Raw genomic sequence first — 11,818 nt, 5'->3', positions numbered from 1 at the left:
TTTCCTGCCCGCGGGAGCAACCGGAAGATGCCGATAAAACCGAAAAAGAACAGACAGGGCAGCGAGTTGCTGACACCGGAGCAGGTGGACACCCTGACCAACCTGTCGGAAGAACTGCGCCGGCTGAACCGGCACCGTTTCATCCGAATGCACAACTCGCTCTGGCGTTTGCTGACCTTCAATTTCATGCGCGGCCTGGCCTTTGGTCTGGGGTCGGTCATGGGCGCGACGGTTCTGCTGTCGATCGTGGTGTACTGGCTGGCGCAGTTCGAATGGGTGCCGCTGGTCGGTGACTGGCTGGGTCAGCTTGCCGATGAAATCGACCCGAAAAGGCCCGATCATTAAGGCTTCTTTTACCACTGTCATGAGATCAGATTGATTACGGGTGGCGAATATGGCCAATTGGGCCGGGGGCAGCTTTGGGATCGGTTCAATGTTGTTACTCGCAGGCCTCATGGGCATTCTGGCAATTGGCGCGACCGCGCTTGTCTGGTTCGAGACCGCACCGCGCCCGGCCGACGAACAGGGTAACGCCGCTGCTGCGGACACCCCCGACACCGATATTTCCGATGACGAGTCCGAATACGTGACCGACATGGGCGGCAGCCTGGCCTGCGCCGCCCCGCCGGTTGATCCGGCGGCGATTGCCCGTGATGTGGATCGTCGGCTCCGTGGCGGTCCGCGTGATGGTCAGGACGCGACCTGCGCCTCAATTGCGGAGCCCGGGATGACAGGCGCAACATCGCGTTCTGCCGGGCTGTCCCTGGATGAAGGCGCGGTTGGCGCCGAGTTTGAAAATGACGGTCTGTTGCAAGCCCATCAGGAGAACGTCACCGGGTTTTCGCCTCAGCGGGATAAGCTGGTCGTCGTTTTTGACGATCAGGTCGACCCTGACCCGCGGCTGGAACTGCAACGCGATGCGGCCGATAGCGCCCATACACATGTCGCCCTGAACGGTGTCAGGATCGCGACGGTGGACGTGGTCGACGGGCTCACGTTGGACCACATCACCCTCGTGCCGGAAAGCAGCCTTGGCAACCCGGCCTATGCCCCGCCACAAAATGCCGCTGCCTGAACAAGGGCGCTGCGATTTTCGCTTTTCTTTCCGCGGAATATCTCTTATACGCGCGCATCTCCCGGGGAATCCGGGGGATTTCTCCACGGACCCTGCTGGACGACATCCCGGCTTGTGCCCTGAACCCTTTTGAAGAAGGAGACCCCGATGTCGATTACTGTCGAAGAGAAAGCCCGCGTGATGAAGGAATACGCGACCAAGGAAGGCGACACCGGTTCGCCCGAAGTTCAGGTTGCCATTCTGACCTCGCGGATTACCGCGCTGACCGAGCATTTCAAGACCCATAAGAAAGACAACCACGGCCGCCGTGGCCTTTTGAAGATGGTCGCTCAGCGGCGCAAGCTTCTGGATTACCTGAAAGGCAAGGAAGAGGCCCGCTATCGCGACCTGATCCAGCGCCTCGGCATCCGCCGCTAAGCTGAAATCCGAACCGAATTCAGACCGCGCCCCGCATTTTGCCCCGGGCGCGGTTTTCTTTTGTACGAACCTGCTGCATCAGGCGCGACCCTGCGCAGAAACCAATCACCCCGTGTGAGGCCGACAGGTTGATGCAAGAGACTGGTGCGTGAGTCGCAGGCCATCGGTGTTTCCGCCCCTCGCCCTGCCAGAGCCGCCTTGCCCCCCGCGCAGACCCTTCCTATAACCACCCGAGTCGGAACGGAGTGGCGGATGAGCTTTTCACAATCCCATCTTCTGGGGATCGAACCCCTCAGCCCGACCGATATCACCACCATTCTCGATCTGGCCGGCAAATATGTCGATCTCAACCGCCGCGACATCAAGCATTCCGATGCGCTGGCGGGGCTGACGCAGATCAACATGTTCTTTGAAAACTCGACCCGCACCCAGGCGAGTTTCGAGCTTGCCGGCAAGCGCCTTGGTGCCGATGTCATGTCGATGGCGATGCAGGCCAGCTCGATCAGGAAAGGCGAGACGCTGATCGACACGGCGCTGACCCTGAACGCGATGCACCCCGACCTGCTGGTGGTGCGGCACCCGCACTCGGGCGCGGTGGACCTTTTGGCGCAAAAGGTCAATTGCGCGGTGCTGAACGCGGGCGACGGGCGCCACGAACACCCCACCCAGGCGCTGCTGGACGCGCTGACGATCCGCCGCGCCAAGGGGCGGCTGCATCGCCTTTCGGTCGCGATCTGCGGTGACATCGCCCATTCGCGCGTGGCGCGGTCGAATATCCTGCTGCTGGGCAAGATGGAAAACCGCGTGCGGCTTGTCGGCCCGCCGACGCTGATGCCCAGCCAGATCGACGAGTTCGGCGTCGAGGTCTATGACGACATGCGCGAGGGGTTGCGCGATGTCGATGTGGTGATGATGCTGCGCCTTCAGCGGGAACGGATGGATGGCGGGTTCATCCCCTCGGAACGCGAATATTACCACCGCTACGGGCTCGATGCGGAAAAGCTGGGCTATGCCAAACCCGACGCCATCGTCATGCATCCCGGCCCGATGAATCGCGGCGTCGAGATCGACGGCGAGATCGCCGATGACATCAACCGCAGCGTCATCCAGGAACAGGTCGAGATGGGCGTCGCCGTGCGCATGGCCGCAATGGATCTGTTGGCCCGCAACCTGCGCGCCAGGCCGAAGGGCGTGATGGCATGAGCGAGCGTTTCGAAGTCGCCGAAAACGAGCGCGGGATCATTCGGCTGTTCAGCGTCGATCTACCGCCCGAGCAGATCAGCGCCTTTGCCGAAAAACCCCTTGGCGAAGAAAACGATGATACGCCGTGGCCGCTGAAGGAGGCGCTTGGCGCGCAATATCTCGATTTGGATTTCATTGAACTGTTCCCGATCACCAACCTGACGGGTCTGGGCCTGCCGGGATACATGGTCGAAGGGCTTGGGATTGCCGAAGAAGACATTGCCGAAGATCATGCGCGCCTGTCATCTCTCAAGGGGCATATCCTGATCGTGGTCTCGTCGGCATTCGGCGGGTTCGCGCAGACATTGTCGCCGCGTGCCCCTCTCAGGTGGATCGGCACCTATACCGAAGAGACCGCGCCGGTGCAGTTTCAGCCTCTTCCGTCCGAGACCGCGCGCGGGAATGTCAACACCGACACGAAACCGCGCCCGTCGAACGCGGCCATGTCCGGGCGCGTGGCGATGGCCGCGCTGCTGGTTCTGGCGCTGCTGGTTGTGGTTCTGGTCTGGATCGCAGGATGAGTGGCCCGATGAAGAAGCTTTTTACCAACGCCCGCCTGATCGACCCGGAAAACGGTACCGACCGGTTGGGCGCGCTGCTGGTAAGCGGTGGCGCGATCGAGGAAATCCATTACGGCGATGTCCCTGAACCCGACGCGCAGGTGGTGGATTGCGACGGCAAATGCCTGGCGCCCGGGATTGTCGATATCGGCGTCAAGGTCTGCGAACCCGGCGAACGCCACAAGGAAAGCTACAGATCCGCCGGGCTGGCGGCGGCGGCAGGCGGGGTGACCACGATGGCCACACGCCCCGATACGCTGCCGGCGATCGACACGCCCGAAGCGCTGGAATTCGTCGCGCGGCGCGCGAACGAGGCCGCGCCGGTCAACGTACTGCCGATGGCCGCCCTGACCAAGGGGCGTGAAGGGCGCGAGATGACCGAGATCGGGTTCCTGATGGACGCGGGCGCCGTGGCCTTTACCGATTGCGATCATGTGGTCACCGACACCAAGGTGTTCAGCCGGGCACTGACCTATGCGCGCGCACTCGGCGCCCTTGTCATTGCGCATCCGCAGGAACCGGGCCTTAGCGCCGGGGCCGCCGCCACCAGTGGTAAATTCGCCTCGCTGCGCGGGTTGCCGGCCGTGTCGCCGATGGCCGAGCGCATGGGGCTGGACCGCGATATCGCCCTGCTGGAGATGACCGGCGCCCGCTATCACGCCGATCAGATTACCACCGCCCGCGCCCTGCCCGCGCTGGAACGGGCCAGGCGCAACGGGCTCGACATCACCGCCGGCACGTCGATCCATCACCTGACGCTGAACGAACTGGACGTGGCCGATTACCGGACCTTCTTCAAGGTCAAGCCGCCCCTGCGGCCCGAGGCGGACAGGCAGGCGGTCATTGCCGCCGTTCGCGACGGCCTGATCGACATCATCAGCTCGATGCACACTCCGCAGGACGAGGAAAGCAAACGCCTGCCCTTCGAAGAAGCTGCAAGCGGCGCCGTCGCGCTGGAAACCCTGCTGCCCGCCGCGCTCAGGCTCTATCACTCGGACGATCTGGACCTGCCGACGCTGTTCCGGGCGATGGCGCTCAACCCGGCGAAACGGCTCGGCCTCGGCTGTGGCCGCCTGGCGGCTGGCGCCCCGGCCGATCTGGTGCTGTTCGATCCCGACGCGCCTTTCGTTCTGGACCGCTGGAAGCTCAACTCGAAATCCAAGAACACGCCGTTTGACGGCGCCAGATTGCAAGGTAAGGTCAGGGCGACATACGTTGCCGGCACCTGTGTATTCGAGGCCCCCTGATGCCCCCCGTCGACACATCCTACCTGCTGCTGATCGTCTGGGCCGTGCTTGGCTACGGGCTGGGGTCGATCCCCTTTGGCATGGTGCTGGCCCGCGTGATGAACCTGGGCAATCTGCGCGAGATCGGGTCCGGCAATATCGGCGCCACCAACGTGCTGCGCACCGGCAACAAGACTGCCGCCGCCCTGACCGTGCTGCTGGATGGCGGCAAAGGTGCGGTGGCGGTTCTGCTGGCGCGCTGGATCACCGGCGAGGATGCGGCGCAGTTGGCGGGGCTGATGACCTTCATCGGCCATTGTTTCCCGGTCTGGCTTGGTTTTCGGGGCGGCAAGGGCGTGGCCACCTTCCTGGGGATCCTGCTGGCGCTGGTCTGGCCCGTGGGGATCGCCTGCTGCCTGACCTGGCTGGTCACGGCGGCGGTATCGCGCATCTCGTCGATGGCGGCGATCACGGCGGCGGCGTCCTGCACGATCTGGATGCTGTTTCTGGCGGACGGCTCCACCTTCCTTCTGGGTATCGTGCTGACGCTGATGGTGTTCTGGCGGCACAAGGCCAACATCAAACGCCTGCGCGCCGGGACCGAGCCGAAAATCGGCCAGAAGTGACACAGGATTTCCTGAAGGTCTTCGACGCCTTGCCGATGGGCACATTCACCGGAGTTTCGAACGGGCGCCAATACATCGTCACCCGGCAGGATTTCGCGGCGGGCAACAGCCAGAAGCTGATCGCCGAGGAACTGGGCGGAAACGGCTATATCAGCTTCAACCTCTACCGGCTTGCCTCGGGCATGCGCCTCTATCCCTGCGAAACGACCCAGGAGGAGGTCGTCGATTTTGTCGTCAATCTGCGGCCGCTCTGAGCCTTCGAAGGTCGGGCGTTTCGCCACGCTGTGCCTGCGGGAAGGCGAGGGCGCTCAGGCGGGCACCCAAATAGAACCGTATGATCTGCCGGCGCAAGGATAACGAACCCCTTCTGCCCTGCGCAATCGATCTCTTTGGCAGAAAACCGTTTTGCAGTATCATGCACGTCAGTCTTCTTTGGGGGGAGCAGACAATGGCCGAACTCCGCTTCGACACGGATAACTCGATCTATTACCTTCATGCGACGCCCGCCCGCGAAGGCGCGCCCACCTTCGTGTTCGTCAATGCCTTGACGGGCTCGACCGAACACTGGGAGGCCACGGTTGCGCCCGGGTTGCGACAACAGGGTTTCGGGACGCTCAGCTATAATTTCCGTGGTCAGGACAATTCGTCATTCGGTCAGGGCCTGGAGCTGACGAACGCGGTTATTGTCGGCGACCTGGTACGCCTTCTGAAAGATATCAAACCCGGCAGGCCGATATTGACCGGGCTGTCCATCGGCGGGCTTTATGCGGCGCAGTCAATCATGAAAGGCGCTGCGGCAAGTGGCATTGTCCTGCTGAACACGCTTCGGGAAATCAATCCCCGCATCGCCTGGATCAATGACGCGCTGCCGCATTACGTGGCGACCGGTGGCGCCGCGTTGTTTATGGGGTTGATGATGCCGCTGCTCACCAACCCGGAATTCGCGGCCAGCGCCCGGCCAAATTTCCTGACTGGTCCCTATGCGCCGCTGGACCCCGCGCATGGCCACGCCAATCTGATGCGCAACTCTGTCGAAACCGACTGGAATTTCCCGTGGGGGTCGCTTGACCTTCCGGTGCTTTCGATTACCGGTTTGCACGACCGTGTGTTTCGTGATCCCGAAGTGATCGACCGCCTGTTCGCGCTGTTGCCGGATGCGCGCCGGGAAGAATGGGAGGATGCCGGGCATCTCCTGCCCTTGGAACGCCCGGAAAAGCTTGTCGACAGCCTTGCCAAATTCGGTACGGAGATCGAGACGCGATGAACATTCCGGCCCGGTGGGCATCTCTGGCGGTATTTGTAGGTGTTTGCGGTCACGCAAGCTCGGAGTTCTTTGCGAAACTGACAGGTGTCGCCGGTCCCGAGGTATCTGTCTGGCGTTACCTTATTGGCGCGGCGGGATTGTTGGTGTGGGCGCTCTTGCGCAGCGATACGCGCGACCTCGTGACGCCGCTCCGTGATGATTGGCGCATGCTGGTACCTCTATCTTTGCTGGGGGTCTCGCTTGCTTATCTCTTCTTTCACTGGTCGCTGGATTTTGCCAGCGTGATCCAGGTCGCGACCCTGGTCACGACGATCCCGATTTTCGTCGGGTTGATCAACCTTGCGGTCAACCGAACCCCTATTTCCGCGGTAAAGATCATCACCGGCGCCCTGGCGGTCCTGGGTGTTGCGGCGTTGCTGACCGACGGGTACCTGGATGTGCTGACGGCCGGGGGCGAATCTCTTTTGGGTGTCCTGATGGCCATCGTCTGCGCGGCGCTGGTTGCGGGCTACTCGGTACTGGCCAAGCCCCTGATGACACGCCACGGCGGCATGCGTATCACGACGCTGGCAATCTGCATTGGCGCGATCGGGCTTTGGCTTGGCGTGGGTACATTCTGGGGGCAATGGGTGAATCCGCTGTCCCTGACCGACAAGCCGGCGGTGGCGGTATGGTCTCTTCTTGTCCTGGGGTTCTGGAACACGACGATCACGCAGCTTCTCTGGCTTGGGGGATTGGCTGCGGCGCCGGATATGACGCGCGCCTCTTACCTGTTCTTCCTCAAGCCGGTGATCGCGGCGGGACTTGCGATCATCTTCCTGGGCGACAGTCCAACCTCGCTTCAGGTGGCTGCGATCCTGGTGGTTTCGGGATCGGTCTTTGTCGAAGTTTTCTGGCCGCAAAGGCAAACCGCGTCGAAGCAGAGATGACCTGCAGCCGTCAGGCTGACGGCCCGGAATGCCCGCGTCGCCCCGCAAGCGCACTAGTGTCTCACCGAATGTCCGGTATCTCGAAAGCCCGCAGCTGCGTGTCCTTGCGCAGGTACAGGGGATGTTTGGCCGATCCGTCCTGGTTGACACCCAGGCACATCAGCGGTTTGCCCGTCGCCTGCATCGCGCGCAGTACGCGCATGACAACAGGATCGAACCGTTTGTGCAGCTTGCCATATGCCATCACCAGCGTTTCCGCTTCATTCGCCATCGCGATCAGCGCTGGTATGTTATCCGGGCTACAGGCAAGTTCCGGGTCGGCCGGGATGTCCCTGGGCGAGGTCGCGCGCCAGTCCAGCATGTTGCCCTTAAGATAGCGCGTATAGCCCCAGTCGCGGGCGAACATCAATTCGCGGTGACAGGTGGGGTCAGAGATATCCGCCGCCGCGACCGACGGGTTCATCCCGATGAAGAGGATCGGCCGGGCGGCCCCGCCATCCGCCGTCCAGTCCCGCGTCAGCGCCTGCCGGTACCGCCCGCAGGGGGAAAACGTGGCGCCGCCGATCACCCCGTCGGGCAGCTTCAGCCGAACCTTGCCGCCCGGGTCATGCGCCGCGGCGCCGCTCATGCGATGAACACCCGGCTCGGGTGCAGCTCGCCGGTCTTGTACCGGCCCACGGCAACCGCCCTGCCGTCCAGCGCGGCCCAGCATTCATCGCCGTATTCCACGTCGCTGGCGATAACCATGCCGGGATTGCCGTTGCGCATTTTCGCGGCGGCCTCCGGGCTGCAAGGCAGCATCGGCAGGTCTGCCAGACCCTCTTCGAGCGGGCGCAGAAAGGCATCCAGTTCGGGCGTATGGGCCAGCTGGTCGATCTGGTCGATGCCGATCCCGTCGGCGGCGTCGAACGGCCCGGACCATAGCCGGCGCAGCCACACGACATGACCGTAGCAGCCCAGCACCTCGCCCAGATCACGGGCGATGGCGCGCACATAGCCGCCCTTGCCGCAGGTCATTTCAATCGTCACATGATCGGCATCGGGCCGGTCGGTCAACACCAGTTCCTCGACCCACAAGGGGCGCGCGGCGATTTCCACCTCCGCCCCGTCACGTGCCAGTTTGTAGGCCCTCTCCCCGTCGATCTTGACCGCCGAAAACTTGGGCGGCACCTGTTCGATATCACCGACGAACCGCTGCAATGCATCCTTGATCGCATCGTCGCCGGGGCGTGTGTCGCTGGTTGCGATCACCTCACCCTCGGCATCGTCGGTATTGGTTGCCTGGCCCAGGCGGATGCAGAACTCATAGGCCTTGAGCGCGTCGGTGACATAGGGAACGGTCTTGGTCGCCTCACCCAGGGCCACCGCCAGCACACCGGTCGCCTCCGGGTCCAGCGTCCCCGCATGGCCGGCCTTTTTGGCCTGAAACGCCCAGCGCACCTTGTTCACCACGGCGGTCGAGGTCATGCCCGCAGGCTTGTCGACCACCAGCCAGCCCGAGATGTCTCGACCCTTGCGTTTGCGTCCCATCCATGCACCTTGCTTGCCTCTCAGATCCCGCGCGTTACCGCGTCGGAACCGGGGCGTCAATCATTCCGGCGGCGTGGCCACCACGCCGACCATCGGCCCCATGGGAAAGCCCGCGTCGAACCGCTCCAGCCCCGGCGCATAAAGACGCGAGATATTGCCGTCGAAATAGAGCGCCTGCGGCAGTTTCAGCCCGTCGCGGAACAGGCTGCCGAATTGGTGAAACGTCACCGGCTGATCTGAAATCGCGAAATAGGCCGTATCGCCGTTCGCGGTTGTTCCCACGCCGTTGCGGATGTAACGGCTGTCGCTGTCCGGCAGAAACCGGGGATGCAGCGCGCCGTCGATCACCAGCATCGGACCGGATTGGCTGGCAAAGGCGCAAGCGGGTTCCTCGGCAACGAATCGCGTGGTTTCGATGACATCGGCGCGGCCTTCCCGGATGCAAAAGACGCCGTTGGGCAGCAACCCGAAATTACCGGGACCCTCGCGCGTGATCACCGGCGCCAGCGCCCTGCCGCCTTCGGCGTAATGGCCCACCGGGCGGCGGTCTGTGTGGTACATGCCCGCGTTCATCGCGAAGGCAAGCTGCCCTTCATCCTTCAGCAGGTTCTCGACGCTGGTGAAGTTGCCAAGCGGCTTGCCGGTTTCGGGGTGGTTCAGAAACAGGCGCAGATCTTCGGCCCCGGTGTCCACCTCGCAAACCGTATAGGCGGCCCCCGCGTGGTTCAGCGCGCGGCAATCAACCGCCCAGGCAGGCCCCGCCAGCAGCACAAATGCGAGTAACCCGAAGAGCCGCATCACTCGTCCAGATCCCGGCGCACATCTTCCTGAGAGAACAGCCGCCGGGTTTCATCCATCTGGTCAAAAGTCTCGTCCAGCCGGAACCGCAGATCCGGGGCGTATTTCAGCTCTAGCTTCTTGCCGATGATCCGCCGCAGTTCGGACTTGTTGCGCGCCAGCAGGCCAACGATTTCATCCTGCCCTTTTCCGCCAAGGGGCAGCACATAGGCGGTCGCAACCTTTAGGTCGGGCGAGGTGCGCACCACGCCCACGGTCACCGACAGGCGGTTCAGGTCGGGATCATGAATGTCGCCACGCATCAGCACGTCGGACAATGTCCGGCGGATCAGTTCGCCGACGCGCAATTGCCGCTGCGACGGGCCGGGCCCGTCATGAAACTTGTTCTTTGCCATGAGGCTGCATCTAAGCCTTCACACCCGCTTTGCCAAGCGATGATCGACGATCCGTGATCCGGTCAACGGCCCCGGCAACGACTTTTCCGGGGGTTACATGGCGGCTCCAACGCGCGCGTGCTCCAACATCGTGCGCATTCGGGATATTCCAACGGTTGCCCGATGACAGGCGCAGAACACGACGCACGCGGCGCAATCCGTCGCGCCATCAAGCGGCGCCGGTTTTCATGTTGCCATCAGGCGGGCGCGAACAGGTCGTTGTACTGATCGCGCAAAATGTTCTTTTGAACCTTGCCCATGGTGTTCCGCGGCAGTTCATCCAGAACGATCAGTTCGCGCGGATGCTTGAAACGTGCCAGCGATGCCCGTACGGCCTCCATGATGGCGTCCAGATCGGGTGTGCTGCCGGGCTCGGGCACGACCACGCCAAGCACCGTTTCGCCGAAATCCGGATGAGGTACACCTACCACCGCGCTTTCCAGGACGCCGGGTTGCTCATCCAGCACCAGCTCGATCTCTTTGGGATAGATGTTGTAGCCGCCGGAAATGATCAGATCCTTGTTGCGGCCAACGATGTGGATGTAGCCATCTTCGTCGATCCGCCCCAGATCGCCGGTGATGAAGAACCCGTTTTCGCGCAGTTCGGCGGCGGTTTTTTCGGGCATCTGCCAGTAGCCCTTGAAGACGTTCGGCCCGCGCACTTCGATTTCGCCGATTTCTCCCTGCGGCAGTTCGCTGCCGTCATTGGGGTCGGTGATCTTCACTTCGATACCCGGCAGGGGCAGGCCCACGGTCCCGGCCCGGCGCTCGCCGTCATAGGGGTTCGAGGTGTTCATGTTGGTTTCGGTCATGCCGTAGCGTTCAAGAATGCGGTGCCCGGTGCGTTCTTCGAACTGGATATGCGTTTCGGCCAGCAGCGGTGCGGAACCCGACACGAACAGGCGCATATGTGCGGTCGACGCCCGGTCGAAACGCGGGTCGCCCAGCAGGCGCGTATAAAAGGTCGGAACCCCCATCATGGTTGTTGCCTCGGGCATGCGCGCCACCATCTCGTCAAGATCGAATTTCGGCAGGAAAATCATGCTGCCGCCCGCCGCCAGCGTGGTGTTCGTGGCCACGAAAAGCCCATGAGTATGAAAGATCGGCAGGGCGTGCAGCAGCACGTCGTCGCCGGTGAACCGCCACGCTTGGACCAGGGTCAGCGCATTGGACAGCAGGTTCTGCTGGGTCAGCATTGCGCCCTTGGACCGGCCCGTGGTGCCCGATGTATAGAGAAATGCCGCCAGATCGTCCGCGCCGCGGTCGACGGTGGCAAAGGTCGAGGGCATGGATCGCGCCTTGTCCGTCAGGCTGCCCGATCCGTCCGCGTTCAGCGTTTCCAGCTTTGCCCCCAGCTTGTCCACCACCGGTGCCAGGTCGGTTTCGCTCCGGCCATCGCAGACGATCAATGCCGCGCCACTGTTCTCGATGAAATAGGTCAGCTCATCCACTGTGTAGGCCGTGTTCAGCGGTAGAAAAACCAGCCCCGATTGCGCACAGGCCGCGTAAAGGGCCAGCGCCTCGGGTGACTTTTCGATCTGCGCTGCAACCCGATCACCCGCCTTCAACCCGATCTGTTGCAAGACATTCGCGATCCGGGCCGCGAGGGCCAGAAAATCCTGATGCGTGACGGTCGACCCGTCCAGCAGATGAAGAAACGGCGTCGACTTGCCGGCATGACGACCAAAGAGACCATCGTAGAGAGGGTTTGCCATTG

The 11,818-nt window shown here is 62.8% G+C and carries 15 protein-coding genes; 10 read left to right on the top strand and 5 right to left on the bottom strand.

Going from position 1 to position 11,818, the window contains the following annotated elements:
- The first annotated feature begins 27 nt into the window (after positions 1–27).
- The 10 genes from AAFO92_RS07350 (at position 28) to AAFO92_RS07305 (ending at position 7,339) form a co-directional block, all read left to right on the top strand.
- Entirely contained in the window at positions 28–345 is a 318-nt protein-coding gene (locus AAFO92_RS07350) for a DUF5665 domain-containing protein (RefSeq protein ID WP_347534068.1), read from the top strand.
- A gap of 88 nt (positions 346–433) precedes the next feature.
- Positions 434–1,075, top strand: coding sequence for a hypothetical protein (locus AAFO92_RS07345; RefSeq protein WP_347534067.1), 642 nt, complete (start codon positions 434–436; stop codon positions 1,073–1,075).
- Between the two features lie 147 nt (positions 1,076–1,222).
- The gene (gene rpsO / locus AAFO92_RS07340) at positions 1,223–1,492 is read left to right on the top strand and encodes a 30S ribosomal protein S15 (protein WP_347534066.1); all 270 of its coding nucleotides are present in this window, start codon (positions 1,223–1,225) and stop codon (positions 1,490–1,492) included.
- A 252-nt stretch (positions 1,493–1,744) separates the two neighbouring features.
- Complete coding sequence (locus AAFO92_RS07335; RefSeq protein WP_347534065.1) at positions 1,745–2,695, top strand: aspartate carbamoyltransferase catalytic subunit; 951 nt, start codon at positions 1,745–1,747, stop codon at positions 2,693–2,695.
- A complete protein-coding gene (locus tag AAFO92_RS07330) occupies positions 2,692–3,255 on the top strand; it encodes a hypothetical protein (protein ID WP_347534064.1) in 564 nt (187 codons plus the stop codon). The genes AAFO92_RS07335 and AAFO92_RS07330 overlap by 4 nt, the downstream gene beginning before the upstream one ends.
- Positions 3,256–3,263: 8 nt before the next feature.
- Positions 3,264–4,541 carry a dihydroorotase gene (gene pyrC, locus AAFO92_RS07325; RefSeq protein WP_347534063.1) on the top strand — a complete coding sequence of 426 codons (1,278 nt, stop codon included), beginning with the start codon at positions 3,264–3,266 and terminating at the stop codon, positions 4,539–4,541.
- Positions 4,541–5,146 (top strand): glycerol-3-phosphate 1-O-acyltransferase PlsY, encoded by a 606-nt coding sequence (gene plsY / locus AAFO92_RS07320; protein ID WP_347534062.1) that lies wholly within the window; start codon positions 4,541–4,543, stop codon positions 5,144–5,146. The genes pyrC and plsY overlap by 1 nt, the downstream gene beginning before the upstream one ends.
- Positions 5,143–5,400, top strand: a complete 258-nt coding sequence (locus AAFO92_RS07315) for a hypothetical protein (RefSeq protein WP_347534061.1) — start codon at positions 5,143–5,145, stop codon at positions 5,398–5,400. Before plsY ends, AAFO92_RS07315 begins: the two co-directional genes overlap by 4 nt.
- A 194-nt stretch (positions 5,401–5,594) precedes the next feature.
- Entirely contained in the window at positions 5,595–6,410 is an 816-nt protein-coding gene (locus AAFO92_RS07310; protein ID WP_347534060.1) for an alpha/beta fold hydrolase, read from the top strand.
- A complete protein-coding gene (locus AAFO92_RS07305) occupies positions 6,407–7,339 on the top strand; it encodes a DMT family transporter (RefSeq protein ID WP_347534059.1) in 933 nt (310 codons plus the stop codon). The genes AAFO92_RS07310 and AAFO92_RS07305 overlap by 4 nt, the downstream gene beginning before the upstream one ends.
- Before the next feature lie 61 nt (positions 7,340–7,400).
- On the opposite strand, the gene AAFO92_RS07300 is transcribed toward AAFO92_RS07305, so the two are convergent.
- The 5 genes from AAFO92_RS07300 to AAFO92_RS07280 all read right to left on the bottom strand — a co-directional run bounded on the left by AAFO92_RS07300 (position 7,401) and on the right by AAFO92_RS07280 (position 11,816).
- Positions 7,401–7,967, bottom strand: a complete 567-nt coding sequence (locus AAFO92_RS07300) for a DUF1643 domain-containing protein (protein WP_347534058.1) — start codon at positions 7,965–7,967, stop codon at positions 7,401–7,403.
- Positions 7,964–8,869, bottom strand: coding sequence for a tRNA pseudouridine(55) synthase TruB (truB, locus tag AAFO92_RS07295; protein ID WP_347534057.1), 906 nt, complete (start codon positions 8,867–8,869; stop codon positions 7,964–7,966). Before truB ends, AAFO92_RS07300 begins: the two co-directional genes overlap by 4 nt.
- 60 nt (positions 8,870–8,929) lie before the next feature.
- Complete coding sequence (locus tag AAFO92_RS07290; protein WP_347534329.1) at positions 8,930–9,667, bottom strand: phosphodiester glycosidase family protein; 738 nt, start codon at positions 9,665–9,667, stop codon at positions 8,930–8,932.
- A complete protein-coding gene (rbfA, locus tag AAFO92_RS07285; protein WP_347534056.1) occupies positions 9,667–10,062 on the bottom strand; it encodes a 30S ribosome-binding factor RbfA in 396 nt (131 codons plus the stop codon). Before rbfA ends, AAFO92_RS07290 begins: the two co-directional genes overlap by 1 nt.
- Before the next feature lie 236 nt (positions 10,063–10,298).
- The gene (locus AAFO92_RS07280; protein ID WP_347534055.1) at positions 10,299–11,816 is read right to left on the bottom strand and encodes a malonyl-CoA synthase; all 1,518 of its coding nucleotides are present in this window, start codon (positions 11,814–11,816) and stop codon (positions 10,299–10,301) included.
- Between the last annotated feature and the right edge of the window lie 2 nt (positions 11,817–11,818).

It is taken from the genome of Roseovarius sp. CAU 1744 (assembly GCF_039839345.1).
Classification (GTDB): domain Bacteria; phylum Pseudomonadota; class Alphaproteobacteria; order Rhodobacterales; family Rhodobacteraceae; genus Roseovarius.
The sequence above is the reverse complement of the archived record's forward strand: the minus strand, read 5'-3'. Positions and strand labels throughout refer to the sequence as shown.

What these genes read in the sequence shown, in the direction of transcription:
- AAFO92_RS07350 (WP_347534068.1), top strand. Translation starts at nt 28, where the DNA reads ATGCCGATAAAACCGAAAAAGAACAGACAGGGCAGCGAGTTGCTGACA.
- AAFO92_RS07345 (WP_347534067.1), top strand. Translation starts at nt 434, where the DNA reads ATGTTGTTACTCGCAGGCCTCATGGGCATTCTGGCAATTGGCGCGACC.
- rpsO (WP_347534066.1), top strand. Translation starts at nt 1,223, where the DNA reads ATGTCGATTACTGTCGAAGAGAAAGCCCGCGTGATGAAGGAATACGCG.
- AAFO92_RS07335 (WP_347534065.1), top strand. Translation starts at nt 1,745, where the DNA reads ATGAGCTTTTCACAATCCCATCTTCTGGGGATCGAACCCCTCAGCCCG.
- AAFO92_RS07330 (WP_347534064.1), top strand. Translation starts at nt 2,692, where the DNA reads ATGAGCGAGCGTTTCGAAGTCGCCGAAAACGAGCGCGGGATCATTCGG.
- pyrC (WP_347534063.1), top strand. Translation starts at nt 3,264, where the DNA reads ATGAAGAAGCTTTTTACCAACGCCCGCCTGATCGACCCGGAAAACGGT.
- plsY (WP_347534062.1), top strand. Translation starts at nt 4,541, where the DNA reads ATGCCCCCCGTCGACACATCCTACCTGCTGCTGATCGTCTGGGCCGTG.
- AAFO92_RS07310 (WP_347534060.1), top strand. Translation starts at nt 5,595, where the DNA reads ATGGCCGAACTCCGCTTCGACACGGATAACTCGATCTATTACCTTCAT.
- AAFO92_RS07305 (WP_347534059.1), top strand. Translation starts at nt 6,407, where the DNA reads ATGAACATTCCGGCCCGGTGGGCATCTCTGGCGGTATTTGTAGGTGTT.
- AAFO92_RS07300 (WP_347534058.1), bottom strand. Translation starts at nt 7,967, where the DNA reads ATGAGCGGCGCCGCGGCGCATGACCCGGGCGGCAAGGTTCGGCTGAAG.
- truB (WP_347534057.1), bottom strand. Translation starts at nt 8,869, where the DNA reads ATGGGACGCAAACGCAAGGGTCGAGACATCTCGGGCTGGCTGGTGGTC.
- AAFO92_RS07290 (WP_347534329.1), bottom strand. Translation starts at nt 9,667, where the DNA reads ATGCGGCTCTTCGGGTTACTCGCATTTGTGCTGCTGGCGGGGCCTGCC.
- rbfA (WP_347534056.1), bottom strand. Translation starts at nt 10,062, where the DNA reads ATGGCAAAGAACAAGTTTCATGACGGGCCCGGCCCGTCGCAGCGGCAA.
- AAFO92_RS07280 (WP_347534055.1), bottom strand. Translation starts at nt 11,816, where the DNA reads ATGGCAAACCCTCTCTACGATGGTCTCTTTGGTCGTCATGCCGGCAAG.